Below are 24,743 nucleotides of genomic sequence, written 5' to 3'. Positions count from 1 at the left end.
GTATGGGATGGAGTCGACCATGACAACAAAGATTGCAAGCTGTTCGCAGGCTGAGTTATCGCATTGTCAAGGCGACGCCTTTGAACCTGTCACGGAGCTTTCGATTGGAGACGCCCTGCGTCTTGCCGCAGATAAATGGGGCAATCGAATTGCGCTTGTAGAGGGCACGGAAATTGCGAATGCTCACCGTCAGTGGTCCTTCGCACAACTGTATGAGAACGCGTGCGTCGTCGCCCATGCTCTGCTGGCGCGCTTTTCTCCTGGCGAGCACGTTGCCGTCTGGAGCGCCAACTGCCCCGAATGGGTTCTGCTCGAGTTTGGCGCAGCATTGGCCGGGCTCACGCTCGTCACCGTCAATCCCGCGTACCTGCCCAAAGAACTCGTCGACGTCCTCAGGCGGTCCAACGCCACCGGCATCGTCCTGTGTCCCGAGTACCGCGGGCGTGATTGCATGGCAATACTGAATGAAATAAGGGCGGAGATTCCTGACGTGCGCGAAGTGATCTCGCTCGCGAACTGGTCCGCCTTTCTTGATTCGGGCAAGAGCACTCGCTCACTGCCCCACGTGTCTCCAGACGATGTCGCGCAGATCCAATACACGTCGGGCACGACGGGATTTCCCAAGGGTGCGGAGCTGACGCACCGCGGGCTCGTCAACAATGGCCGGTTCTATGCCAACGTCATTGGCGCAAATGCCCAGGACGTCTGGGTCAATCCGATGCCCCTGTTCCACACGGCGGGCTGTGGGCTCGCTACCCTGGGCGCATTGCAGACGGGCGGAATGCACGTACTGCCCGCTGGATTCGACCCCAGACTCATGCTCGATCTGATTGAGGCTCATCGCGGCACGGTGGTGCTATGTGTGCCCACGATGTTGATCCGGATGCTCGATCAGCCTGACGCCAAAGATCGTGACCTTGCTTCATGGCGGCTTGCCACATTGGGCGGCGCGCCCGTGCCGCCGGAACTCGTGCGCCGCGCGTTCACCGAATTCAATCTTGATGTCGCAATTGGTTTCGGCCAGACGGAGTCGTCGCCCTATATCACTCACACGCTGCCGCGCGACCCCAATCCGCAATGGATCGAGACGGTGGGGCGGCCGCTGCCACAGACCGAAGTCAAGATCAGCGACCCCGATACCGGCGAGACCGTTCCCCTTGGGGTGATCGGAGAAGTTTGCGCGAAAAGCATCTGCGTCATGAAGGGGTATTTGGGCGACCGCAAAGCAACAGCGGAGACCATCGACGCGCAAGGATGGCTGCATACCGGCGACCTCGGCAGCCTCGACGCACAGGGTTATTTGCGCATCCATGGCCGCATCAAGGACATGATCATTCGCGGTGGAGAGAACATCTATCCGCGAGAGGTCGAAGACGTGCTGTGTACACACCCGGGCGTCACCCTTGCGTCGATCGTGGGGGTTCCCGATGCGCAATGGGGCGAAGTCGTCGTCGCTTTCGTCCAGCCACGACCGGGCTGCAATTTGAGCAGCGACGAACTCTTCGAGTTCTGTCGCGCACGCCTCGCTTCCTATAAGACACCACGGATCTGGCGCTTTGTCGATCGCTTCCCGCAGACGGCTTCCGGAAAAATCCAGAAATTCGTGCTGCGGGACGAATTCATGGCCTCGACCGGAAACAGGTAATCTTGACGGGCAGCGCGAGCAGGATACCCGGCGCTTCGCTGACGAGCTTGTACTTTGAACCGGATCGCGCCCAATCAAGAGATGTTGACTCGTCCTGCCAAATTGGGGGAAGTGATGATTTCGCCAAATAGCGCTCATGCGGTTGCAGTAAGCGAACTTCGGTCGACTATGCAGGGGCCGGTCATAACGCCCTCCGACGATGACTATGAGCGAAGAAGGAAAATCTGGAACGGCGCGATCGACCTGCGCCCTTCCATTGTGGCAGCATGCGCAACCGTCTCCGACGTGCAGGGGGCCGTGAACACCGCACGCAAGCATGGCTTGCCTGTTTCAGTCCTTGTTGGCGGCTACGGCTGGGCTGGACAATCGCTCCGGGATGGAGGGGTGGTGATAGACCTGTCCGCGATGAATCAAGTTGTTGTCGATCCGCAATCCCAAACAGCAATCGTGGAAGGCGGCGCAACGGCTGGTGATGTCGTTGCTGCTGCGACCGAGTTTGGGCTCACGGCGGTCGTGGGAACCATGGCGAAGATTGGCATGGCGGGTTTTACTCTCGCCGGCGGCTATGGCCCCTTGACTCCGCACTTCGGCTTGGGTCTGGATAACCTCGTCGCCGCAGAATTGGTCCTGCCCGACGGAAGCTATTTGAGCGTTAGCGCCACTGAGAATGCGGACCTGTTTTGGGCATTACGCCCGTGGGTCCGATGCGCGGTCTGTTCTGAGGGGGTTCGCCACCACAATGGCGTCGGCGCCCGACGAACTTGCGGCGACAGTTGCGCTCGTGTCGAGTCCGAGCGGCGATCCGGCTGTCGTGCTGGCGCCGTGCTGGAGCGGAGACATCCAGCGAGGAAAGGCAATTGTTGACGGACTAACGCACTTCGGTTCGCCCGCAATGGTCAATATGGCATCCATGCCGTGTGACGCCCTTTTCGGTCTATTCGAAGGCAGCGCCCCTAAAGGGCGCCACTATGCCCAGCACACGCGCTGGCTCGGTGCGCTATCCGCCGACACGATCACCAGGGCTGCTGGAGTGTGGCGACAGCCGCGAGTCTCCACTTTCGGTCTTCGCCATTCAGTCTTTTCACGGCTTTCCGTCGCGCCTACCGTTGCATGCCACTTCGTTCGGTCTCCGTAGAAAACACTTTCTCGCCAGCATCATTGCAGCCTGGGACGAGAGTGATGACCGGCGGGGAGCCGTACACCGCACTTGGGCACACAATGCATCGGAGAAGTTGTCTTCCTCGGTGCTGCCCGGCGGATATCCCAACCTCTTGGGGCCCGACGAACGTGCACAGATCGATCTCGCCTACGGCGAAAACACGACTCGTTTGCTTGGCATTAAACGTCGCTTTGATCCTGAGAATGTGTTTAATGCAACACCGTTTCCTCCGGTTGGCGAAAACTGGAACGTCTGACATTGCATATGCACTTCGAATTTCATACGAAATCCATACATCGCACTCGCGTGCGAGAAACCCATGGCACAAACACACGATCGCGCGTGCATCGTGCCGCACGCATCGGCGATAATTGAACGTTCCCCTTCAACGAAGCGCACCGCGATAGCCCGGCCCCGCTCCCTGTTCCCGCAGCGGCAAGACAATGCCCGCGTCGACGCATCGAAGGTCCGCCGCGACCGTAACCGGGGACGCAGGACGCAGGGGCCTCAAACATCGCTCGGACGAAAAGCAGGACCGCCATGAAATCGCATCTTCACGCCATTGCCACGGCGCTGCTGGCCGCCGCGCTATTCGGCGTGGCCACGCCGCTCGCCAAGGCGCTGCTCGGCACGCTGCCGCCGTTCATGGTGGCGGGCCTCTTCTATCTCGGCAGCGGCGCCGGGCTCGCGCTCGTCATCCTCGTGCGCCGCTTGCGCCGCCGCGCGGACGAGCCGCCCGCACACGCGCCGCTGCGTCTGGCCGAAGTGCCGTGGCTCGCGGGCGCGATCCTCGCGGGCGGCGTGGCCGGCCCGGCGCTGCTCATGCTCGGGCTCGTCACGACGCCCGCCGCCACCAGCTCGCTGCTGCTCAATCTCGAAGGCGTGCTCACGGCGCTCATCGCGTGGGTCTGCTTCCGCGAGAACTTCGACGCGCAGATCGCGCTGGGCATGGTGGCCATCGTCGCGGGCGGCGTGCTGCTCTCGTGGAGCGGGCCGCACGCGGGCATCGCGCCGGGCGCGCTGTTCGTGGCGCTCGCCTGCCTGTGCTGGGCCATCGACAACAACCTGACGCGCAAGGTCTCCGCCAACGACGCCATGACGATCGCCTGCCTCAAAGGCGTGGTCGCGGGCCCCGTGAATCTGGCCGTCGCGTTCTGGCTGGGCGCGCACTGGCCCGACGGCGCGCGCCTTGCGGGCGCGCTGGCCGTAGGCTTCGCCGGTTACGGCGTGAGCCTCGTGCTGTTCGTGGTCGCGTTGCGCAACCTGGGCACGGCGCGCACGGGCGCGTATTTCTCGGTGGCGCCGCTGTTCGGCGTCGCGCTTTCGCTGCTGCTCTGGCCGCAGCGTCCGGAGACTACGTTCTGGACCGCCCTCGCGCTCATGGCTCTGGGCGTCTGGCTGCACGTGCGCGAGCGTCACGAGCACGCACACACGCACGAGGCGCTCGACCATACCCATCGGCATCGGCATGATGCGCACCATCTGCACGAGCACGACTTCGACTGGGACGGCACCGAGCCGCACACCCATGCGCATCGCCACGTGCCGCTCACGCATACGCACGCGCATTACCCGGACGTGCATCATCGGCATTCGCATTGAGGGGGTCGACGAAAGCCGAGATGTCGATTGCGGCGCACGAAGCGCCGGTTGCCGCCGCGTAGCCCACGGACAGCAATTTTCCCCAGGCGCGCCAGCGGGCCGGCGCGCACAATCCTCACGACGCCTGCATGCAGGCATGGACGATGGAGACAACGCAATGGCTTCCCTCTACCGTGAGATCCCCCTTGAAACCGATGCGGCCCGGGCGTGGGAGACGCTGCGCGATTCGCGCAACATCGCGCGCGTGTTCGCGGGCGTGCTGACCGACGCACAGGTGGACGGCGACCTGCGCACCGTGACGTTTGCTAACGGCAGCGTGGTGCAGGAGCGGATCGTCGCCGTGGACGACGCGCATATGCGCGTGGCCTACACCGTCTGCGGGCCGAACTTCGAACAACACGCCGCTTCGATGCAAATCGTGGCGGAAGCCGGTGGACGCAGCCGCATGGTGTGGATCAGCGATTTTTTGCCGGATGAACGGCGCGCCATGGTCGAACCGCTGATGGACGCCGGCTGCGCGGCTGCCCAGCGCAATTTGGCGCGATGAGGGCGGCTGTAAACGCAATCGCGAGCGCAAAGGCGCTCGCGTTCTCGCTGTGCGTGACTTCAGTGTTGGCCGCTAGTGCTGGCTGACACGTCGTCTTCGGACGTCTCGAAACCCCAGTCGCCGTATTCGAGCCAGTCTTCGCCGAGCAATTCGATCGGATGTTGCGTGCGCGACGAGCCGTTTCCGCAACTGAGCGATCCAGAGGCGCATTGCCGTATTCCTTCCTGGTCTGAACCTGCCCTGCCTGACATGGTGTATCGACGTGCCTGGTTGCTTGCCGCTATGCGCGCGGGTTGGTCGGCGTAGCGCGGGGCTGGCAGTTAGTTGCACTTCTAGCCGCGCACAGCGCATTCATCGCCATCAGCTCGACAATTCGTCGAGCGAAACGCCATTGGTTCGCGGACCGAAAGCGCCGATCGAAACCATCACCACGAGCATGCAAAGCGTTATGCCGGCAAACACGCCGTGTACGCCAAAGTCGCGCAGGAGCGCGGCGATGATGAAGCCCGACATTGTCGCGCCGACGCGGCTCGCCGAATAGACGACGCCGTTCGCGCGGCAGCGCACCCAGGTGGGAAAGAGTTCCGCCTGGTAGGCGTGATAGCAGACCGAGATCGTCTGCCCGGCGAGGCTGATCAGGATGCCGAGCACGATTAGCGCCGCGGTGCTGCGCGCCTGCGCGAACAACAGTCCGAAGACCACGACGGCAAACGCCGAGCCGACGATGAGCCATTTGCGCTCGATCCGGTCGGCCACCGGCATGGCGAGCAGCGGGCCGCACGGCAAGGCGATGGCGATCACGAAGGCGTACAGCAGGCTCTTCGTGACGGTCACGCCCTGCCCGATCAGGAGCGTCGGCACCCAGTTCGCGAAGCCGTAGTAGCCAACGGCCTGGCACAGATTGAACGCGATCAGCATGATGAGCCGCGCACGATAAGGCGGCCGCCACAGCTCGGCGAGCGACGCGCGCCGGTGCGTGGGCGGCGTGGGCGCGAGCGCAGGCGGCGGCAAGTCGCGGCCGCTCTCGCGCCGCGCGGCCTGCTCCAGCCTCGCGATGATGCGCTCGGCCGCTTCAACGCGGGCGTGGGTGGCGAGCCAGCGCGGGCTCTCCGGCACGGCGCGGCGCACGAACCACACCAGCACGGCGCCAAGCGCGCCGGCAAGCACAACCCAGCGCCAGCCGTCGAAGCCGAACGGCGCGATGGGCACGAGCCACCACGAGAGCAGCGCCGAAGCCGGCGCGGCGGCAAACATGACGGCCTGATTGAACGCCATGGCGCGGCCGCGCATCTGCTGCGGCACCATCTCCGTCACGTAGCTGTCGATCGTGACTATCTCGATGCCCACGCCGATCCCCGTCATGAAGCGCCACAGGATCAGGCCTTCGGGCGCATGCTGCATCGCCATCAGCACCGAGCCGAACGAATACCAGAGCAACGAGAACGTGAAAACGCTTCGGCGTCCGAATTTATCGGGCAGCCAGCCGAAGCACAACGTCCCTACAAAGAGGCCGCCGAAGGTCGCGGCCACGAACGCGCCGATGCCGTTGAAGCCGAAGAAGCTCGACGTGGTGGTGTGCAGCAGGCCGCTCTTCGCCAACCCCGGCGCGATGTAGCCCGTGAAGATGAGATCGTAGACCTCGAAGAAGCCGCCCAGCGAGATCAGCAGGATGAGCTTCCATAGCTGCCGCGTGACGGGCAACCGGTCGAGGCGCGCGGACAAGGCCTGCGCCACCGCGTGCCCGGCGGCGGCCGTTTGCGGCCGAGCGCCAGCCACCTCGTCCGTGGTGAGGGTTCGTTGCATGTCTGTCTCCGTGTCTGCCCTGCGTGCGGCATCGCTGCCGCGATCGCCGCCGCAAGGGCTTCGTTATGCGTGCTTGCGCGGGCGTCTGCGGCCCGCGTTGGGTGACGGCGGCCGGGCGCCGTTACGGCTGCCGCGCTTGCGCACCGCCGAGCCGCGCGAGCACTTCCTCCGTGTGCTCGCCGACCTTCGCGAGCGGCTGGCGCACGCCGGGGCGGCGGCCATCCATCAGGAGCGGAAGCAGCACGACCTCGGTGGTCTCGCCGTCATCGGTCCGCATCGGCGCGAGTCCGCCGCTTTCCCGCAGGTGCGGGTCGTCGAACAGCTGGTCCGGGCGCACGATTGGCGCATAGGGAATGCCGGCCGCTTCGAGCCGCGGCGTCAATTCGCTCACGTGCACCGCCTTCAGGACTTCACCGAGGCGCGCGAGCAATTCGGGCCGCACGGCCACGCGCGAAGCATTGGTGGCGTACTGCGGCTCCTCTGCAAGTTTCGGACAGCCAATCACATCGCAGAGCGTCACGAACTGCTTGTCGCTCACGGCGCCGATAAAGAGTTGCTCGCCTTCGGCTAGCGTGAACACGTCATACACACTCCACGCCGACACGCGCGACGGCATGGGCGGCGGCGCTTCTTTCGTCATCGCGTATTGCTGCATGTGCTGGGCGCTCAGAAACACGCAGTTCTCGAAGAGCGCACTCTGCACCTCCTGGCCACGCCCGGTCGCATCGCGCTCGCGCAGCGCCGCCAGCACGCCAATCGCACCGAACATCCCGCCCATGATGTCGTTGACCGAGGTGCCCGCGCGCAGCGGCCTGCCCGCCGGCCCTGTCATGTACGCGAGGCCGCCCATCATCTGCACGACTTCATCGAGCGCAAGACGGTTCTCATAGGGGCCCGGAAGAAACCCCTTGTGCGAAACATAGATGAGGCGCGGATAGCGCTGCGCAAGCGTAGCGTAGTCGAGCCCGAGCTTGTTCATCAGGCCGGGGCGGAAGTTCTCCAGCATCACGTCGCTCTGCCCGATCAGCTCGATAGCCGCCGCGCGCCCCGCTTCCGTGTTGATGTCGAGCACGACGCTCTTCTTGTTGCGATTGAACGAGCGGAAAAAGCCGATGCCGAGGCCGGGCAGATTGCGCGTCTTGTCGCCGCCAGGCGGCTCGATCTTGATGACCTCCGCGCCGAGATCGGCGAGGATCATGCCGCACGTCGGGCCCATGACCATGTGCGTGAATTCGACGACGCGCACGCCGTCTAGCGGAAGCCGCTTTGCTGTGTCCATATGAACCTCAGGATTACGAATCAGTATGATCAGCTGGAGTGGGCGGCACGAAACGTCTTCGGCAGCCCCGCGCGCCAGAGCGTGCCGTGCAGCGTTTCGTGGTCGAGCCATTGCGCCACCTGCGCGCGCAATGCGAGCAGCGCTTCGATGTCGATGCCGGTCTCGATGCCCATGTCGGCCAGCATGAACGCGAGATCCTCGCTCGCGGCGTTGCCGCTCGCGCCTGGCGCATGCGGGCAGCCGCCGATGCCCGCGAGCGAGGCATCGAAGCGCGTGACGCCCGTTTCCAGCGCGGCATAAACGTTGGCGAGCGCAAGGCCGCGCGTGTCGTGAAAGTGGCCGCACCAGAGCCGCTCGCCCGCGATCGCGCGCGCCTCGCCGAACAGCTCGCGCACGGCGGCGGGGTTCGCATAGCCGACCGTATCGGCGAGGCTCACGCGGTCCGCACCCGCGTCGAGCAGCGCCCGCATGTAGCGCAGCACGTCCTGCGCGTGCACGCGCCCCTGCAAGGTGCAGCCGAACGCCGTGCCGATGCCGGCTTCGATCAGCGTCTTCGCGCCCGACGCGTCGCGCGCGGCGCGCATGCGCGCGACTTCGGCGACCACTTCGTTGGGCGTCTTGCGCAGGTTCGCGAGGCTGTGCGCCTCGCTCGCCGAAAGCGGCACGAGCATGAGGTCGGCGCCGGCTTCGAGCGCGCGCTCGGCGCCCTTGAGATTGGGCACCAGCACCGAGACGAACAGCCCCGGCAAGCGCCGCGCGAAATCGACGAGCTCGGCCGTATCGGCCAGTTGCGGCAACAGGCGGGCGGGCACGAACGAGCCCACCTCGATCTCGCGCAGGCCGGCGGCGTGCGCCGCGCGCAGCCACTCGCATTTGCGCGCGGTGGGCAGCACGGTCTGGATGCTTTGCAGGCCGTCGCGCAGGCCGACTTCACGGATGACGGCGCGCTCGGGGAATGAGGGCATGAAGGGTCTCCATAAGCTGCAGGTCGATACGCCGGTTCATGGCGGGCCGGCGATGTGCTAACTTTAGCCATTCCCTGAGATACATAAAGCGGTATTTCGGAACCAGTGACATTCCGAACCGGAAACATGCCAGTTCGGCCGCCAGGCTGACCGGAAGCCTCGTGGAGCGAGACGGAGCAGCACGCATGCACGACATCGACATCAAGACCCTGCGATTGCTGGTCGCCGTGTGCGAGCACGGCAACATGGGCCGCGCCGCGCGCGACGAGCACATCGAGCCTTCGGCAATCAGCAAGCGCATCGCGCAACTGGAGGCCAGCCTCGGCGTGCCACTCCTCACGCGCTCGCGGCGCGGCGTGCAGCCCACGCCGGCAGGCGTCGCGCTCCTCGAGCACGCGCGCAGCGTGATCTTCACGCTCGAGCGCGCGCTCGGCGACATCGCCGCTTTCGGCAGCGGATTGCGCGGCAGCGTGAGCGTGTGCGCCTCCGCATCGGCCATCGCCGAGGCGCTGCTCGACGATCTCGCCTCGTTCATGCGCATGCCCGCGCACCAGAACATCCGCGTGAACGTGGACGAGCGCACCTCCAGCGAGCTCGTGCAGCGCGTGCGCGATGGCGTGGCGTCGGTGGGCGTGTGCTGGGACAACGTGGAGCTCGCCGGCCTGGAGTCGCGCCCCTGGCGCGAGGACCGGCTCGCGCTCGCGGTGCACCCCGACCACCCGCTCGCGCGCCGCAAGCGCATCGCGTTCACCGATACGCTCGACTACGAGCACGTGGGCCTGCCGCCGTCCACGGCCGTTCATACGCTGCTGCAGCGCGCGGCGGCGCGCAGCGGGCGCAGCATCGACTATCGCGCGACCGTGTCGAACTTCGATGCCGCGTTCCGCGTGGTCGCGGCGAATCTGGGCATCAGCGTCGTGCCGCAGGAGGTCGGCCAGACCTACACGCGCATCATGAACGTGCGCATGATCGCGCTCGCCGATGCGTGGGCGCGGCGGCGCTTCATCGTCTGCTTTCGCGAGTTCGACGCGTTGCAGCCCGCCGCCCAGCGCATGGTCGAGCATCTCGTCGCACGGGCGCAAGCGGCACCGGAGGCTCGCGACGCAAACGAGACGCGAGAATGAAGCGCCGCCTCATGAATGGCACGCCGAAGCCCCGTGCGTCGTTTACACTTCCAGCATTCCCCGATCGACTCTTCGACTCTCGCGCCCCAAGCCGCCGCCTTTGCCATGCCTGATGAAAAACGCCGCCGCGTCGTCATTGCGAGCCTGCTTGGCGCGATCGGTGCCGCGCTCACGCGCTCCAGCAGCGGCGCGACGCGCAACTTCACCATCGCGCTGGTCCTCAAGGGTCTCCCGGATGCCTACACGCAGACCATGATCGCCGCCGCGAAGGTCTTTCAGGCGCATGCCCCCTACCCGTTCACGCTGCTGGTGCAGGGCGTCACGGCGGAGACCGACTCGGACGGCCAGATCCGCCTCATCGACGCGCTGATCGCCCAGCGCGTGAACGCCATCGTGATCGCGCCCGCCGATTCGCGCGCGCTCGTGCCGGCCGCGCGCCGCAGCGTGCAGCAACGCATCCTCACGCTGGCGATCGACAACCCGCTCGATGCCGACGCGCTCTCCGCGGCGGGCATCCGCGTGCCCTATGTGGGCCCCGACGACCGGCGCGCCGCGCGGCTCGTGGGCGACTATCTCGCGCATCGTTTGCGGCCGGGCGACCGGGTTGGCATCATCGAAGGCGTGCACAGCGCGCGCAACGCGCAGCAGCGCAACGCCGGCTATCGCGACGCGATGCAGGCCGCGCATGTCGAGATCGTGGCCATCGCGCCCGGCGACTGGGAATACGGCAAAGGCCGCCTCGCGGCCGCCGCGATGCTCGCGGCGCACCCCGGCATGCGCGCCTTGCTCTGCGCGAACGACAATATGGCGCGCGGCGCCGTGGATGCCGTACGCGCGGCGCAATTGAGCGGCCACGTCCTTATCACAGGCTTCAACGACGACGACGCCATCAAACCGCTGATCAAAAAAGGCCAGGTGCTCGCCACGCTCGATCAGTTCGCGGCCAAACAGGCCGTCTACGGCCTCGACGTGGCCATGCAGGCCCATGTCGAGCAGCAGACCCAGGACGATCTCTCGGACTTTATCGAAACGCCGGTCGTGCTCATCACGAAGGACAATCTTCAGGCCGGCCACGCACCATGAGACACCTCCCGCCCCTGAACGCCCTGCAGATCTTCGAGACCGTCGCCCGCTACGGCAGCTTCACGCGCGCGGCCGAGCATCTGTGCCTCACGCAAGGCGCGGTGAGCCGCCAGATACTCGCGCTCGAAGAGTACTACCGGCTGCCGCTGTTCCGGCGCACGCCCAAGGGGCTCACGCTCACGCCCGAGGGCGAGCAGTTGCTGCCCGCCGTGCGCGACGGCTTCGCGCGCATCGAAGAGGCCTCGATGCGCCTCACGCGCCAGCGCACCGAGCTGGCGCTCAAGGTGCCCACCTGCGTGATGCGCTGGATGCTGCCGCGCATCATGCGCTTCCAGGCCGAGCATCCCGATCTTCAGGTGCAGATCACGACTACCTGGCAGCACGAAGCAGATTTCCAGGCCGAGCCGTTCGACGCCGCCATCGTCTATGCGCCCGCACCGGGCGCGGGTGTTCACGCGGTGCTGCTGTTCGACGAATACCTCACACCCGTGTGCGCGCCGGAGTTGCTGGAAAAGCGCCCCATCGCGCAGGCCGACGACCTCGCGCATCAAACCCTGTTGCACCCGACGCGCGATCACCGCGACTGGAAGCTGTGGCTCGCGCAAGCGGGCGCGCAGCAGGTCAACGCCCACGCGGGCCCCACGTTCGAGTCGCTCGACCTCGCCACCAGCGCCGCGATGCAAGGCTTCGGCGTGGCCATTGGCGACCGCACGCTCGCAGGCGAGGATCTTGCCGCGAACCGGCTCGTGATGCCCTTCGATCTGGCCGTGGCAACGGGCTGGCGCTACTATTTCGTCTACCCCGAGTGCGTCGCGCAGCAACAGAAGGTCCAGCGCTTCAGCGAGTGGATCGAGCAGGATCGCGAGCGCTCCGGCGCCGGCTGACGGGCATCCCAGGGATGCTCGCGGGCGCGGGCTGGGCGCGTGAAAAGCGCGCCATGAGGCAAATGCATGGCCGCCATGAGAATTATTCGATTGCCGCGGCGGTGCGCTTTGGGCTAAATGGACGCTTTCGATTACGTCGTCTGCCATGACGCCGCCCCCAAGGGAGAACCCACCCATGCAGAGCGCCGCTCGCATACGCTCGAAACTGCCCGACGTCGGCACGACGATCTTCACCGTCATCGGTCAACTCGCCGCCGAGCATGACGCGCTGAATCTCTCACAAGGCGCACCCAATTTCGAGCCCGATGCGCGGCTCGTCGAGAACGTTGCCGCCGCGATGCGCGCCGGCCACAACCAGTATGCGCCGATGGCGGGCATTCACGCGCTGCGCGAAGCCCTGGCCGCCAAGTTCGCATCGCTGCACGGCGCGCACTACGACCCCGCCGACGAAGTCACGGTGACGGCGAGCGCGAGCGAGGGCCTCTACTCCGCAATCAGCGCGCTCGTGCATGCGGGCGACGAGGTCATCTATTTCGAGCCGTCGTTCGACAGCTATGCGCCCATCGTCCGCCTGCAGGGCGCGACTCCCGTGGCGATCAAGCTCGCGCAGCCGGATTTCCGCGTGAACTGGGACGAGGTCGCCGCCGCGATCAATCCGAAAACGCGCATGATCATCGTGAACACGCCGCACAATCCCACGGCCACGATCTTCGACGAGCACGACATCGCACGCCTGAAAGCGCTCACGCGCAACACCGATATCGTGATCCTCTCCGACGAAGTCTACGAGCATGTCGTGTTCGACGGCGCGCAGCACCAGAGCATGGCGCGCCATCGGGAGCTGGCCGAGCGCAGCGTGATCGTCTCGTCGTTCGGCAAGTCGTATCACGTGACGGGCTGGCGCGTCGGCTATTGCCTCGCGCCCGCCGAGCTGATGGAGGAGATCCGCAAAGTCCATCAGTTCATGATGTTCTCCGCCGACACGCCGATGCAATACGCGTTTGCCGAAGCGCTCGCCGAGCCGGCGACTTATCTCGGCCTGGGCGAGTTCTACCAGCACAAGCGCGACTTGCTGGTGGACGCGCTGGCCGGCTCGCGTTTCGAGCTGCTGCCGAGCGCCGGCAGCTTCTTCCTGCTCGCGCGCTTTCGCGCCTTTTCCAGCGAGCGCGACAGCGATTTCGTGCTGCGCCTGATACGCGACGCGCGCGTGGCGACCATTCCGCTTTCCGCGTTCTACACAGACGGCACCGACGACGGCCTCATCCGCCTGAGCTTTTCGAAAGACGACGCCACCCTGCTCGAAGGCGCGCGCCGGCTGTGCGCAATCTGAGCGGACCCGGGCCGTTCTGAGCCGGTTACGCGCACATCAAACGACAACCATCACAAGGAGATCACCATGAAGCTATCCAAGATGTTGCTCGCACTCGCCTGCGCCTGCGCCGCCGTTCCCGCGTTCGCGGACACGACGGCACTGCGCTTCGGCCTGGAGGCGCAATATCCGCCCTTCGAATCCAAGGCCGCCAACGGCAGCCTGCAGGGCTTCGACATCGACATCGGCAATGCCGTGTGCGCGGCCACGCATCTCACCTGCAAGTGGGTCGAGACCTCGTTCGACGGGCTGATTCCGGCGCTGAACGGCCGCAAGTTCGACGCGATCAACTCGGCGATGAACGCTACGGCAAAGCGCCGCGAGGCCATCGACTTCACCACGGTGATCTATCGCGTCCCCACCCGCCTGATCGCCCGCAGCGACAGCGGCCTCACGCCTACCCCGGCGTCGCTCAAGGGCAAGCGCGTGGGCGTGCTGCAATCGTCTATTCAGGAAACCTATGCAAAGGCGCACTGGGAGCCGGAAGGCGTGAGCGTCGTGGCGTACCAGGACCAGAACCAGATCTACGCCGATCTCACGGCGGGCCGCCTCGACGCGACGCTGCTGCTCGCGCCCGCCGGCCAGACGGGTTTTCTCTCCCGCCCCGATGGCAAGGGCTTCGCTTTCGTTGGTGCGCCGGTGCGCGACGACGCGATCCTTGGCAGCGGTGTGGCGTTCGGGCTGCGCAAAGGCGACGATGCGCTGCGCCAGCGCCTGAATGCGGCCATCGCGAAGCTCGAAGCCGACGGCACGGTTGCGTCGCTCGCGCGCAAGTACTTCGGCGATATCGACGTGTCGCCGAAATAAGAGATGTCGGATCGGCTATGCCATACAGCGCCGATCCGCACTGGACTTTACTGCTGCTTTTGCTGCTGCAGATACTGCCGCACGTCGCTCATCGAGACGCGGCCCGTATGCGCCGTGTCGATCTGGTCGAAATGCTGCGCGATATAGCCAAGGCCGCTACTTTGCGCCTGTGCCTTCGTAATCGAGGCACCGTTGCTCAGCACCGTATTCGCGCCTAGTCGCGCTTCAATGCGCTTTTGCGCCTCTTGCTGCAGTTGCGTGCCCGTGGATGGCGTCACGGGCAGCGGACGGTTGGCGGGGAAAAACGGACCGTCCACGCCGTGCCCGCCTTGCGGGAGCGTGACGGGTGCCACGGCCTGGGTTGCCGCCTGCGCGTTGCCAAACATGGCCGCGAGCACGATGAGCGGCACGAGGCGCCACAGTTTATCGAATTCGGACATGATCACTCGCATTCAAAGGGTGTGCATGAAGGTGAGCATCAGGTCCCCGGCTCCGCCGGGACCCGTTTCTCAAGCTTACTGCGTTGCCGTGGCCTGCGCAGTGGCCGTCGTAGGCGTACCTGCCGGGCTCTCATCGGACCACGGAGCGGGCAGCGTCCAGAGCGAAAGCGCCAGCGGAATGGGCTGTCCGGCGTAGTACTTCGCGAGATCGGCCTTCATCTTCGGGCGCGCCACATCGTCGAGATAAATCATGTGTCCGCCCTGGAAGAAGTTGACCTGCAGGTTCGGCGCCAGACCCTGAACCGTTTGCAGGCGCGCGAGCTGCTTCTCCGTATTGAAGAACGGCGTGGCGAGATCGTGATAGCCGTTTTCGGAAAGCACCTGCAACTGCGGGTTCAACTGGATCGCCCCCAGCAGATCAGGCAGCGTGTCGGGCAGCGGCTGGCCGTCGTGCGAGAAGTCCCATACGTTGATGATGTTGTCGTTGAGCGGCATATACGTCGCATTGGGCGCGCGATAGCCCAGATAGTCCGGCATCTGCGTTGCCAGCGCGGTCGTGAACGGCTGCGAAATCAGAATGTCCGACGGGTCGCCATCGCTCTGCAAGCGCGGATCCGAATTGGGCAAGGACACGCGTCCGTCGTAACGGCCGATGGTGGTGCCCGGGATCAGCTCGATATTGAACGGATTCGCATTGAAGTAGCCCTGTAGCGCCTGCAAGGTCAGGCTCGATGGCCAACGCCACGAGTCGAGCGTGCGCTGGGCCGGGAACACAGGCGTGCCGAGCGCATCCGGAATGCCGAGCTGGCTCAGCACCCACGATTGCGCGTACTTTCCGAAATGGTTGTACTGGCCCGTCGCGAAGACCTCCGATTGCCAGGCAAAGAGCCCCTGATCGATCAGCGGCGGCGACACCAGGTTGAAGTACGCGGCCACCTCGGCATAGCCCGGGTAGTAGCCCGCGAGCGTATCGGTATCGAGCGCGAGGCCCTCGGTCGAAGCCGTGATGGCCGTGGCCTCGATCGCATCGGCGAAGTAATTCAGAATCGACGACTGCAGCACGATGCCCGTGAGCTTCACGCCGGCGGTCTCGAGCGCGAGCGCGAGCATGTCCGTGCGCGGCGTGCCGTACGATTCACCGTAGAGATAGATGGGCGAGGCGCTGCGGTTGTTGGCCGCCAGATAGCGCATGATGAAGTCGCGCATCACGTTGACGTCCGGGTCGCAGCCCCAGAAGCTCTGGTTCGTGTAAGGCGCAATCGCCTCCGAGAGGCCCGTGCCCGGGGGATCGATGAACACCATGTCGGTGGTATCGATCAGGCTCTCCGCATTGTTGACGAGCGGGAAATTCGGCCAGTTCGTCATCAGCGGGTCGGGCGTGGCGACACGCGTGGGTGCGAACGAACCGAGCCGCAGCCAGATCGACGACGAGCCCGGCCCGCCGTTGTAGATGAAGGTGACAGGCCGCGGCGCGCCGTTCGTGCCCGGTGCGGTGTAGGCGACATACGACATCGTCGCTTCAGGCGTGCCGTTCGGATTCGAGGCCGTCAAATGGCCTGTTGTGGTCGTGTAGTTGATCGTCGTCTTTCCCGAGGTCCATTGATAATGCATGACGGCCGCCTTCTCCGCGACCTCGTTCAGCGGTAGCGCGTCGGTGGCATTGGATGAATAAGCGACCGGGTCGACATAAGGCTGGTTGCCGTTTTGCCCTTGCTGGTTGCCGTTTTGCCCTTGCTGGTTGCCGTTTTGCTCCTGCTGGCTCGCGGCCACCTGGCTCATTGCGCTCGCACCGGTCCCGGTGCTGCCATCGCCGCCGCCGCATCCCGCGAGCATCAGCACGCCGGCGATGACCGCGCCGGGCATCGCTAGCCGGCCCATGCTGCGCACACGGCTCTTGTTGGAGCTACTGTCTGGATTCATTTCTGTCCCTGTGAATGGTGAAATACCGCTACACAAAGGCCGCTTTCGCCGGGGAAACGCATTAGGGAAAACAGACTGCACATGCAGGAATCGCCGACACAACCGCGGCTGACAATAAGCTTTCTATTTTCTGACCGTTTTAATTCAATTTACCGAATCGGCAATTATTCAGGATAACTAACTATATGAATCAGATAATTCCGGAAACTTATACCGTTTCCCCCGAATACCCATATGAAATATTTAGTAATGAATCGTGGCAGAGGAAAAATAGAGGGTGTTGCAGCGCTTTGTCAAGACAGAGTTTTAGAGCCGTTAATACCAGCCATTAACTACGCAATACGCATATCACGCATGCGTGCGCCCGGCTATCTATAGCGGCACACCTTTATTTTGAAGAACCCGATTTGAACCGTTGAGAAATTCTGGACGCGATGCCGTAACCCGACAGTCAAGAAGACCTGCGAACGCTTACCGCCCGCGGGTTTTCAGCAACACCATGTTGAAAGAGCGGTCCGGCTTACGCCGGGCCGCTCTCTGAAAGGACTGCTCGTCAAATCAATCTCTGTACCGGAAAGTCCGGCGCGGCATCACTCGTCGAACGGATTGTCGATTGACACTGCCGGCTGCGTGAACCATTGCGGACCGCTTTGCGTCATGTAGGCATGGTCCTCATGCCGGATGCCAAATTCGCCGGGCACGCACAGCATCGGTTCAATGCTGAAGCACATGCCCTCCTCCAGTGCCACGCTGTTCCCTCTCACCAGATAGGGATGTTCGTGCAGTTCGAGGCCAATTCCATGCCCGGTGCGGTGTGGCAAGCCCGGCAACCCGTAGTTGTCGCGGTAGCCAACGCTCTTGAGATACTCGCGCACGGCGGCATCGACCGATTCGGCTGGCCTGCCGATTTGCGCCGCTTCGAACGCACGGCGCTGCGCCTGCTGTTCGTGCTCCCAGACTTCACGCTGCCGGTCACTGGGAGTTCCGAACACGTAGGTCCGGGTAATGTCCGAGCAATAACCGTGCAACTGGCAGCCGGTATCGATCAACACCATGTCGTTGCCTTCGAGCACCTTGGCCGCATTGACACCGTGCGGGAACGCCGTGTCGCCACCGAACAGGACGATGCAGAAAGTGGAGCCGCGTCGCGCACCCACCTTGCGGTGGGCTTTATCGATGAATTCGGCGACTTCGCCAGTACTGATGCCTTCACGCAAAATGCGCGCAACGGCCTGATGGACACGCAACGTCATGTCGTTCGCACGCTGAAGCAAAGCGATTTCCGTGCGCGACTTCTTCCTGCGGCAAACCGTGGTGATCCTGGCCGCGCCCACAATCGCAAGACCGTCCGCGTGCTCGCGCAGTCGCTCGTAGGTCAGGAAGGGAGAAGTCTCGTCGAGCGCGAGCGTACCCGCGTGGATGCCCATATCCCGAATGATCCGTATGGCGTGCAGCCAGGGGGCTTCGTGTTCGTCCCATAGGTCGATCTTTCCCGGGATCTTCAGCATGCTGTCGAAAGTGCCTTTTTCGAAAGCGGGCACGAGGTACCTGACTTCTCCCCGGGCAGGAATGATCGCCGCCACCAACCGCTCGCTGCGGTGCCATGAAATGCCGGTGAAATAGAGCATGTTGCTGTTGGCATCGACCAGCATGGCATCGATACCCGCGTCCCGCATCAGCTTTTGCGCGAGCGCGATTCGGTCGAAATATTCGCCGTTGCCGATCGGCGCCACACCCTGCGTCATATCGTGCAGCTTGTCCAGTTCGATTTCCGCGCTCGACCCACCAACACCAATAGTCATGCTTCGCTCCAAGACATAGGTTTCAAACAATTTCGATGAATACTGCGCGACAATACGCTCTACTTCACGCTAACGCCATCGAAACGCACATACCCGAGCGGCTCGATGCGCATGTCGACCACGCTCTTGCGAGCCGGTTGATAGACCGTCGAGTTGGCGATCGGTGAGAATGGCAATTGCTGCGCGAAAATCTGTTGCGCTTGGGTATAGATTTTTGTCCGCGCATTGAGATCCGTTGCCGCCCTGCCCCTCTGGACCAGGTCGTCGAACGGCTTGTAGCACCAGTGCGCAAAGTTGTTGCCGTGCACAGAATCGCAACCGAGCAGCGTTCCCAGCCAGTTGTCCGGATCACCGTTATCGCCCGTGAAGCCGATCAGCATGCTGTCCTGCTCCCCTGCGTGAGCGCGTTTGATGTACTCGCCCCACTCATAGGTGACGATCTTCGCTTTCACGCCGATCTTCGCCCAGTCGGCCTGGATCATCTCGGCCATGAGACGCGCGTTCGGATTGTAGGGACGCTGGACAGGCATCGCCCAGAGCGTCATCTCCAAGCCGTTCGGAAAGCCCGCCCTGGCGAGCAACGCCTTCGCGTTGGCAGGATCATAGGACGACGTCTCAAGACCCGGATCGTATGACCACTGCGTCGGCGGCATGGGCGCGGTGGCGGCCTGCCCTGCGCCTTGATACACCGATTCCAGAATCGCCTTCTTGTTGATCGCCATGTCGAGCGCCTTGCGCACTTCGACCTTGTCGAACGGCTTGCGCTCGAAGTTGTACGCGAGATAGCCAAGGTTGAAGCCCGGCTGCGACGGAACGTCGATATCCGCGCTGCTCTTCAGCGGCCCGATATCGGCCGGGCGCGGATAGCTCATGACCTGGCATTCGTCGCGCTTGAGCTTCTGTACGCGCACGCTGGCATCGGGCGTGATCGAAAAGATCAGCTTCGAGAGCTTCACCGCGCCCGGTTTCCAGTAATCAGGATTGCCATCGAAACGAATGGTCGCGTCCTTCGTATAGCTCTTGAAGATAAAGGGGCCTGTGCCCACTGGATACTGGTTGATGTCGGCGGCCTTGCCGGCCTTCAACAACTGGTCCGCGTATTGCGCCGACAAAATCGAGGCAAACTCCATTGCCACGTTCTGGATGAACGGCGCGTTGGGCTCATTCAGCGTGAACTTCACGGTATACGGATCGACCTTCTCGACTTTCGCGATCAGCTTGTCGAGGCCCATGTCGGTGAAGTACGGGAACGACACCGGATACGCCTTGCGAAACGGCTGGTTCGGGTCGAGCATGCGCTGGAACGTGAACACGACATCGTCGGCGTTGAACTCTCGCGTGGGCTTGAAGAACGCGGTGGTCTGAAACTTCACGCCGTGGCGCAGATGAAACGTATAGGTCTTGCCGTCGGGGGAAACGTCCCACGATTGCGCAAGGCCGGGCTCGACCCTGGTGCCGCCGCGCTCGAACTCGACAAGGCGGTTGTAGACGGTGAACGTGTTCGCGGTAAAGTCGGTCCCAGTCGTGTACTGCGCCGGATCAAATCCTCCTGGGCTGCCCTCCGAACAGTACACCAGGGTGCTCTCGGCAGCCCGTACGTGATGGGCGGCCATTGCCGAGAAGGTCACGATTGCGGCGACCACCCCATTTGCATACCTGAATGATGGCCGGCGGCCAGGGTTCTGCTTCATCGACGCTGCCTCCTTTATTATTCGTTATTGGCTTTGCCGGATCGTCCATGGATCGCCCAGAGAAGAACGACACCGATTTAATCCATGCCTTATCTCCGGCATCCTTCAGCCGACATTCTCGACAAGAATAAAATCAGCGTCTTGATGCCGTTCTACGCCGTAAATGACGAAATCGGCACAATCAAGAGCCGGCGAGACGACGGGCAGCGTCCTGTAATAGTCCGTCTGGAGGCGAGCTTTTTCACGTTGGCGCCGAGGCGAATTGCGGCGTCTGCGCGAGAAGCGCGGCGCTGAGGGTAGCGCCGCGCCGCCGCGCCGCCGCGCCGCATCACACTGCGGCACGCGGCGGCATTGATGCGTTCAGTGGCTGATATCTTCGAGCGAGAGGCCGCGCGTATTCGGCCCGAGCAGAATCATCACGATGCCCACGAACATGGCCACGCCGATGAAGATCGCCACGCCCGGCACGCCGTAGTGATGCAGCAGAATGCCGATCGCGAGCCCCGCGAACGCCGCGGCGATCCGGCTCCACGAGTACACGAAGCCCACTGCGCGAGCGCGCACGCGCGTGGGATAGAGCTCGGCCTGGTAGCCGTGGTAGGCATAGGACATCACGTTCGACGCCAGCGTGAAGAGCACGCCCAGCACGATCAGCACGCCCGGCTGCGAGGCCTGCGCGAAGAGCGCGATGACGATCGCCATGACCAGCAGGCCACCGACGATCTGGGTCTTGCGCTCGAGCTTGTCGGCGAACCAGACGCCAATGAGCGGGCCGAACGGATTCGCGATCGCGATCACGAAGGCGTAGGCGAGACTCTGCGTCACGTGAATGCCGCGCGCGATCAAGAGCGTCGGCACCCACGCCGCGAAGCCGTAAAAGCCGATCACCTGCGCCATGTTGAAGATCGAGAGAATCACCGTGCGGCGCAAATACGGCGGGCGCAGCACTTCGCCAAGCGAGCCGCGGCCACCCTTTTCGAGCTGAATGGCCCCGGGCGGCGGCAGCGTAATGCGCTTTTCGGCGGACACGCGGCGCTCGATCCCGGCGACGATCTGCTCCGCTTCATCCACGCGCCCGTGGCGCGCGAGCCAGCGCGGGCTTTCCGGAATGTTGCGCCGCAGGAACCACACCACCACCGCGCCCACCGAGCCGATCAGGATCACGACGCGCCAGTAGTCGAGCCCGAGCGGCTGCGTGTCCTTCAGGATGTACGCGAGGAAGGCCACCACCGGCACCACGCTGAACGTGATGAACTGGTTGACCGCATAGGCGCGGCCGCGCTCGGCGCTCGGAATCAGCTCCGAGATGTACGTGTCGATCGTGACCAGTTCGATGCCGATGCCGATGCCGGCGATGAAGCGCCAGATGTTGAGCCCCATGCCGGTCGTCTGGAACGCCATGATGCCCGTGCAGGCGATGTACCAGATCAGCGACCACGTGAAGATGATGCGGCGCCCGAACCGGTCGGCCACCTGGCCGAATACGAGTGCGCCGACCCACAGCCCCGCGAACGTGGAGAACACGAAGGTGCCGAAGCCGGCGACCTTGAGCGGCCCGAGCGCGGAAAAGAAGCCGAGCGATTCGGGCGTGAAGAGGCCCGAATGCACCATGCCCGGCGCGACATAGCCGGTGAAGAACAGGTCATAAAACTCGAATACCCCGCCGAGCGAAAGCAGGATCACCATCGACCAGACCGTGAACGACGGCGGCAGCCGGTCGAATCGGGCGGCGATTTCCGCGGATTTTTCTATTGACATCGAAATACCTCACACCCTTTTTGTAAGCATATTGGAAGCAAATGGCCGATGTTTCGCGCGCGATGCGAAGCGCATGCTGCCTCCCCGGCGCAGATCCTTGCGTCGTCATCATTCTGGCGGCGCGGGACACGCGAGACGCAGCAGACCGCCGCCGGAGGCGTCGATATGCGGCACAGCTTGCAGCTTATTTGTACCGGAGCATCAAGGCACCTGGTTGAAACCCAAATTCGCTCGATTTATGGCGCAGACGTGACGAATATTGGCCAATAGGGTCGACGCCATGCATTTTCGTTTTGCCGAATCCGGGTTCGACTTTAATGCGGCCGGTCAGGGTGTCAATGCTATGTGCGGCTCTTATGATTCTTTCTGTCTCACGTCTGGCCAACCCGCTCTCGCATCAGGCGGGACGTATCAAGGTCTCTCGCCTGCATCGCGCCCGCGGCGCAGCCTCGCTTGTCGAGCCGCTCAGCCAGTAGCCAGCAAAAGGCGTCCAGTTCCGCGCTGCCTTGCGCCGCGACGAACTCTTGCACGACTTCGTGCACGGCCGCTTGCAGCGTCGCAGCCGAAAGCGTGCTGGCGATATGCGATGCGCCGCGCGCGAGTTCGAGCGACCAGGCGGACTCGTAGTTATACAAGCCGCCTTGCCGCGGCTTTCTCTGGTTCTTTTTCATTTTGCCCCCGTTCTGCGCCGATCTCGCAGATGCCGGCATCTTTGCAGGAGCCGGCACGTGGGAGCAACGATTGTAAGGGGGGTGACAGCCAAACCTGTCCGTACGTCTCAAATACTTGTCGCGATGTCTCACGCATGAACCGTGGCGCGAATGCCAGGGCGAACTGCGCCGACCTGGCTCAACGCATCAGGGACATCCAGTAGCGCCAGTCGTCCACAGAGGCGTTTTGCGCGGGCCCGGCACTGCCATTCAGCGCCAGCATGCGCACGGCGCGAGGAGACAGGCCAATCGAGCGGTGGAAGGCACGGGCAAAGTTCGCGGCATCCGTGAAGCCGTGCGCGGCGGCAATATCGGCAATGGACATTGCGCTGCGCGCCGGGTCGGCGAGCATCTCGCGGCAGCGGCGCAAGCGGCGCTCCCGCACGTAGGTCGCGAAACCGCCTTCCTTCTCGAACAGCCGGTACAGCGTGGCCCGCGAGATGCCGAACGCGAACCCCACCTGCTCGGCGCTCAGTTGCGGCGCGCTCAGGTGCTCCTCCAGATAGCGGCAAATCGAAACGAAGACACACTGCTGCACGGCCGGCAGGTGCTCCGGATTCACGCTGGCGTTGATGGCCGAAGCGGCAAGCTGCAAGGTCGCGGGCAGAACGGCCAGGGCGCTCGCCTGCGTCATCTGGGGCGCGTGACGGTAGAGCGCGCTCAAATGCTCGCGCAGCAGTGCAACCGTGGGCTCGGTGCCGCGCAGCACCCGCATGCTGTGCTGGTCCGGTGCGTTCAGCAAGGGAGACAGCAGGCGTCGCGGCACCGCCAGATTCAGGAATTCGCTGCGCGTGGTCTCGGTCGCGAGCGGCTGGGCCGCATCGACGATGAACAGGTCGCCAGGCCGGGTACACGCCTGCTGAGCGCCGTCACGCACGCGGCAACTGCCGCCCAGATAGAACTGCAAGACATATTGGTCGTGGCCGTCGCGCCCGATCTTCGCGTTCGAGCGGTCGTAGCGTTGCGCACCCGTGCGTATCGTTCCCAGCACCACGTCCGCGACCAGATACGCGCTTACGCTGGTCTGGAAGCCGGTGTCTCGCGCCTCCATGGTTTGGGTATCGAACACGACGTTGACCGCCTCGCGCCACGCGGCAAACTGCTGAGACCGCGGCAAGCCGTGGGTATCGAATTGCGAATGAGGCAAGGAGTTCGGCGCTTGGCTCATGGGCCACCTCGGTTCGGGCTGCGACTTCTGGATTGAGTCGATGCCACTGCTCGATGAAAGCGCCACAGGCGGAGCTGAGACGAATCCTTCCACTCGATAACCGGGATATCGGCCGCATGAGCCCGGAACTTTAGAGGATATTCGGGGGCGATGGGTAGGGCGTCGGGCTTCGGGACGGCGCGCCGGCAGCGCGTGGGCGGCCGGTGCGAGTCCGCTTCAGGCCGGAGTTGCTTCAACGCCCGGCGAGCACGCCGTCCTGTGAAAACCAAACCGGTTTTCCATCGCCCGCAATCACGACCGCAGTGAGTGTCGCGCGATCCGGGCGCTGCGCGACTTCGAACCACCTGGCGCCCGCCCCCTGCTTCAACAGCAGTCCGTCGAGCCCGACGCCCAGCAGCCCGTTTCCGGTCACCACGAGGTCGGTGATCGAACTCTTCGTGTTGGCGTTCAGCGAGGTCCACGTCGCCCCGCCATCGCTGCTCTGGTACAGGCTGCCGAGCAGCCCGCCCACGACAATGCGCCCGTCGGGCAGCGCCACGCCTGCCCACAGCGTGCCCTTGCCGCCGGTCGGCAGATAGCTCCAGGTCGCGCCGCTATCAGTCGACTTGAGCACCATGCCCTGCTCCGAGTCGATGTAGAGCGCGCCCTGCTTGTCCGCGAAGACGTGGTACAGGTTGCGGTCCGCCCTGCCGGCGCCTGGCGGCTTCGGCACCGTCACTTTGGTCCACGTCTTGCCACCGTCGTGCGTGGCGAGCATCAGCGACCACAGCCCCACGGCAATGCCGTCCTGCGCGCTCGTGAACAGCACCGAGAACAGCGGCTGGTCCACTGCGAGGTCCATACGCTGCTTCTGCCACCTCTCGCCGCCGTCGCGGGTTGCGAGGATCACGCCCCACTGACCCACTGCCCAGCCGTGCTGCGCATCGGCGAACGTCACCGCCGAGAGCGTGGCCGACACCGGCACCTCGCGCGCCTGGCGCCATGTTT

The 24,743-nt window shown here is 64.1% G+C and carries 21 protein-coding genes and 1 pseudogene; 10 read left to right on the top strand and 12 right to left on the bottom strand.

Annotation, left to right across the window (positions count from 1 at the left end):
• Positions 1 to 19 precede the first annotated feature (19 nt).
• From BO1_RS53275 to BO1_RS61370, 5 genes are all read left to right on the top strand, one after another.
• Entirely contained in the window at positions 20 to 1,645 is a 1,626-nt protein-coding gene (locus BO1_RS53275; protein ID WP_043287139.1) for an AMP-binding protein, read from the top strand.
• A 54-nt stretch (positions 1,646 to 1,699) separates the two neighbouring features.
• Entirely contained in the window at positions 1,700 to 2,509 is an 810-nt protein-coding gene (locus BO1_RS53270) for an FAD-binding oxidoreductase (RefSeq protein WP_084688260.1), read from the top strand.
• A gap of 104 nt (positions 2,510 to 2,613) precedes the next feature.
• Positions 2,614 to 3,060 (top strand): BBE domain-containing protein, encoded by a 447-nt coding sequence (locus BO1_RS58045; protein ID WP_084688259.1) that lies wholly within the window; start codon positions 2,614 to 2,616, stop codon positions 3,058 to 3,060.
• A 284-nt stretch (positions 3,061 to 3,344) separates the two neighbouring features.
• Positions 3,345 to 4,406, top strand: coding sequence for a DMT family transporter (locus tag BO1_RS29530; RefSeq protein ID WP_028220635.1), 1,062 nt, complete (start codon positions 3,345 to 3,347; stop codon positions 4,404 to 4,406).
• On the top strand, positions 4,333 to 4,953 hold the full coding sequence (locus BO1_RS61370; protein WP_245643931.1) for an SRPBCC family protein: 621 nt from the start codon (positions 4,333 to 4,335) through the stop codon (positions 4,951 to 4,953). The genes BO1_RS29530 and BO1_RS61370 overlap by 74 nt, the downstream gene beginning before the upstream one ends.
• A gap of 59 nt (positions 4,954 to 5,012) precedes the next feature.
• On the opposite strand, the gene BO1_RS58040 is transcribed toward BO1_RS61370, so the two are convergent.
• From BO1_RS58040 to BO1_RS29510, 4 genes are all read right to left on the bottom strand, one after another.
• Positions 5,013 to 5,204, bottom strand: a complete 192-nt coding sequence (locus tag BO1_RS58040) for a DUF3079 domain-containing protein (protein ID WP_084688258.1) — start codon at positions 5,202 to 5,204, stop codon at positions 5,013 to 5,015.
• A 109-nt stretch (positions 5,205 to 5,313) separates the two neighbouring features.
• Positions 5,314 to 6,756, bottom strand: a complete 1,443-nt coding sequence (locus BO1_RS29520; protein ID WP_028220633.1) for an MFS transporter — start codon at positions 6,754 to 6,756, stop codon at positions 5,314 to 5,316.
• 121 nt (positions 6,757 to 6,877) lie between these two features.
• The gene (locus BO1_RS29515) at positions 6,878 to 8,035 is read right to left on the bottom strand and encodes a CaiB/BaiF CoA transferase family protein (RefSeq protein ID WP_028220632.1); all 1,158 of its coding nucleotides are present in this window, start codon (positions 8,033 to 8,035) and stop codon (positions 6,878 to 6,880) included.
• Positions 8,036 to 8,064: 29 nt separating this feature from the next.
• On the bottom strand, positions 8,065 to 9,000 hold the full coding sequence (locus BO1_RS29510; RefSeq protein WP_028220631.1) for a hydroxymethylglutaryl-CoA lyase: 936 nt from the start codon (positions 8,998 to 9,000) through the stop codon (positions 8,065 to 8,067).
• A gap of 185 nt (positions 9,001 to 9,185) precedes the next feature.
• On the opposite strand from BO1_RS29510, the gene BO1_RS29505 reads away from it, so the two are divergent.
• The 5 genes from BO1_RS29505 (at position 9,186) to BO1_RS29485 (ending at position 14,267) form a co-directional block, all read left to right on the top strand.
• The gene (locus BO1_RS29505) at positions 9,186 to 10,124 is read left to right on the top strand and encodes a LysR family transcriptional regulator (protein WP_028220630.1); all 939 of its coding nucleotides are present in this window, start codon (positions 9,186 to 9,188) and stop codon (positions 10,122 to 10,124) included.
• A gap of 105 nt (positions 10,125 to 10,229) precedes the next feature.
• Positions 10,230 to 11,207 carry a substrate-binding domain-containing protein gene (locus BO1_RS29500; protein ID WP_028220629.1) on the top strand — a complete coding sequence of 326 codons (978 nt, stop codon included), beginning with the start codon at positions 10,230 to 10,232 and terminating at the stop codon, positions 11,205 to 11,207.
• The gene (gene gcvA / locus BO1_RS29495; protein WP_028220628.1) at positions 11,204 to 12,091 is read left to right on the top strand and encodes a transcriptional regulator GcvA; all 888 of its coding nucleotides are present in this window, start codon (positions 11,204 to 11,206) and stop codon (positions 12,089 to 12,091) included. Before BO1_RS29500 ends, gcvA begins: the two co-directional genes overlap by 4 nt.
• A gap of 175 nt (positions 12,092 to 12,266) precedes the next feature.
• A complete protein-coding gene (locus BO1_RS29490; RefSeq protein WP_028220627.1) occupies positions 12,267 to 13,421 on the top strand; it encodes a pyridoxal phosphate-dependent aminotransferase in 1,155 nt (384 codons plus the stop codon).
• Between the two features lie 66 nt (positions 13,422 to 13,487).
• A complete protein-coding gene (locus BO1_RS29485; RefSeq protein ID WP_028220626.1) occupies positions 13,488 to 14,267 on the top strand; it encodes an ABC transporter substrate-binding protein in 780 nt (259 codons plus the stop codon).
• Between the two features lie 47 nt (positions 14,268 to 14,314).
• Here BO1_RS29485 and BO1_RS29480 read toward each other — a convergent pair whose 3' ends face one another.
• From BO1_RS29480 to BO1_RS29445, 8 genes and pseudogenes are all read right to left on the bottom strand, one after another.
• Positions 14,315 to 14,707 carry a hypothetical protein gene (locus tag BO1_RS29480; RefSeq protein ID WP_028220625.1) on the bottom strand — a complete coding sequence of 131 codons (393 nt, stop codon included), beginning with the start codon at positions 14,705 to 14,707 and terminating at the stop codon, positions 14,315 to 14,317.
• Positions 14,708 to 14,782: 75 nt separating this feature from the next.
• Positions 14,783 to 16,627, bottom strand: coding sequence for a S10 family serine carboxypeptidase-like protein (locus tag BO1_RS29475; RefSeq protein WP_028220624.1), 1,845 nt, complete (start codon positions 16,625 to 16,627; stop codon positions 14,783 to 14,785).
• Between the two features lie 590 nt (positions 16,628 to 17,217).
• The gene (locus BO1_RS29470; RefSeq protein ID WP_281179210.1) at positions 17,218 to 18,459 is read right to left on the bottom strand and encodes a M24 family metallopeptidase; all 1,242 of its coding nucleotides are present in this window, start codon (positions 18,457 to 18,459) and stop codon (positions 17,218 to 17,220) included.
• Positions 18,460 to 18,488: 29 nt separating this feature from the next.
• Positions 18,489 to 20,012, bottom strand: a pseudogene (locus tag BO1_RS29465) (ABC transporter substrate-binding protein); the annotation flags it as partial.
• 468 nt (positions 20,013 to 20,480) lie between these two features.
• Complete coding sequence (locus BO1_RS29460) at positions 20,481 to 21,806, bottom strand: MFS transporter (protein WP_028220621.1); 1,326 nt, start codon at positions 21,804 to 21,806, stop codon at positions 20,481 to 20,483.
• 443 nt (positions 21,807 to 22,249) lie between these two features.
• Complete coding sequence (locus tag BO1_RS53260) at positions 22,250 to 22,549, bottom strand: hypothetical protein (protein WP_156992450.1); 300 nt, start codon at positions 22,547 to 22,549, stop codon at positions 22,250 to 22,252.
• Positions 22,550 to 22,727: 178 nt separating this feature from the next.
• On the bottom strand, positions 22,728 to 23,756 hold the full coding sequence (locus BO1_RS29450; RefSeq protein WP_028220620.1) for a helix-turn-helix domain-containing protein: 1,029 nt from the start codon (positions 23,754 to 23,756) through the stop codon (positions 22,728 to 22,730).
• Between the two features lie 232 nt (positions 23,757 to 23,988).
• On the bottom strand, positions 23,989 to 24,743 hold a 755-nt coding region (locus BO1_RS29445), incomplete at its 5' end, for a WD40/YVTN/BNR-like repeat-containing protein (protein ID WP_028220619.1).

Source organism: Paraburkholderia oxyphila NBRC 105797, assembly GCF_000685075.1.
GTDB classification, from domain to species: Bacteria; Pseudomonadota; Gammaproteobacteria; order Burkholderiales; family Burkholderiaceae; genus Paraburkholderia; species Paraburkholderia oxyphila.
Note: the sequence above shows the minus strand (reverse complement) of the source record. Positions and strands in the feature narration are given on the sequence as shown.

What these genes read in the sequence shown, in the direction of transcription:
- BO1_RS29515 (WP_028220632.1), bottom strand. Translation starts at nt 8,035, where the DNA reads ATGGACACAGCAAAGCGGCTTCCGCTAGACGGCGTGCGCGTCGTCGAA.
- BO1_RS29460 (WP_028220621.1), bottom strand. Translation starts at nt 21,806, where the DNA reads ATGGTGATCCTGCTTTCGCTCGGCGGGGTATTCGAGTTTTATGACCTG.
- BO1_RS29450 (WP_028220620.1), bottom strand. Translation starts at nt 23,756, where the DNA reads ATGAGCCAAGCGCCGAACTCCTTGCCTCATTCGCAATTCGATACCCAC.
- BO1_RS29475 (WP_028220624.1), bottom strand. Translation starts at nt 16,627, where the DNA reads ATGAATCCAGACAGTAGCTCCAACAAGAGCCGTGTGCGCAGCATGGGC.
- BO1_RS58040 (WP_084688258.1), bottom strand. Translation starts at nt 5,204, where the DNA reads ATGTCAGGCAGGGCAGGTTCAGACCAGGAAGGAATACGGCAATGCGCC.
- BO1_RS58045 (WP_084688259.1), top strand. Translation starts at nt 2,614, where the DNA reads ATGCCCAGCACACGCGCTGGCTCGGTGCGCTATCCGCCGACACGATCA.
- gcvA (WP_028220628.1), top strand. Translation starts at nt 11,204, where the DNA reads ATGAGACACCTCCCGCCCCTGAACGCCCTGCAGATCTTCGAGACCGTC.
- BO1_RS61370 (WP_245643931.1), top strand. Translation starts at nt 4,333, where the DNA reads ATGCGCATCGCCACGTGCCGCTCACGCATACGCACGCGCATTACCCGG.
- BO1_RS29510 (WP_028220631.1), bottom strand. Translation starts at nt 9,000, where the DNA reads ATGCCCTCATTCCCCGAGCGCGCCGTCATCCGTGAAGTCGGCCTGCGC.
- BO1_RS29530 (WP_028220635.1), top strand. Translation starts at nt 3,345, where the DNA reads ATGAAATCGCATCTTCACGCCATTGCCACGGCGCTGCTGGCCGCCGCG.
- BO1_RS53275 (WP_043287139.1), top strand. Translation starts at nt 20, where the DNA reads ATGACAACAAAGATTGCAAGCTGTTCGCAGGCTGAGTTATCGCATTGT.
- BO1_RS29485 (WP_028220626.1), top strand. Translation starts at nt 13,488, where the DNA reads ATGAAGCTATCCAAGATGTTGCTCGCACTCGCCTGCGCCTGCGCCGCC.
- BO1_RS29480 (WP_028220625.1), bottom strand. Translation starts at nt 14,707, where the DNA reads ATGTCCGAATTCGATAAACTGTGGCGCCTCGTGCCGCTCATCGTGCTC.
- BO1_RS53260 (WP_156992450.1), bottom strand. Translation starts at nt 22,549, where the DNA reads ATGAAAAAGAACCAGAGAAAGCCGCGGCAAGGCGGCTTGTATAACTAC.
- BO1_RS29505 (WP_028220630.1), top strand. Translation starts at nt 9,186, where the DNA reads ATGCACGACATCGACATCAAGACCCTGCGATTGCTGGTCGCCGTGTGC.
- BO1_RS29520 (WP_028220633.1), bottom strand. Translation starts at nt 6,756, where the DNA reads ATGCAACGAACCCTCACCACGGACGAGGTGGCTGGCGCTCGGCCGCAA.
- BO1_RS29500 (WP_028220629.1), top strand. Translation starts at nt 10,230, where the DNA reads ATGCCTGATGAAAAACGCCGCCGCGTCGTCATTGCGAGCCTGCTTGGC.
- BO1_RS29490 (WP_028220627.1), top strand. Translation starts at nt 12,267, where the DNA reads ATGCAGAGCGCCGCTCGCATACGCTCGAAACTGCCCGACGTCGGCACG.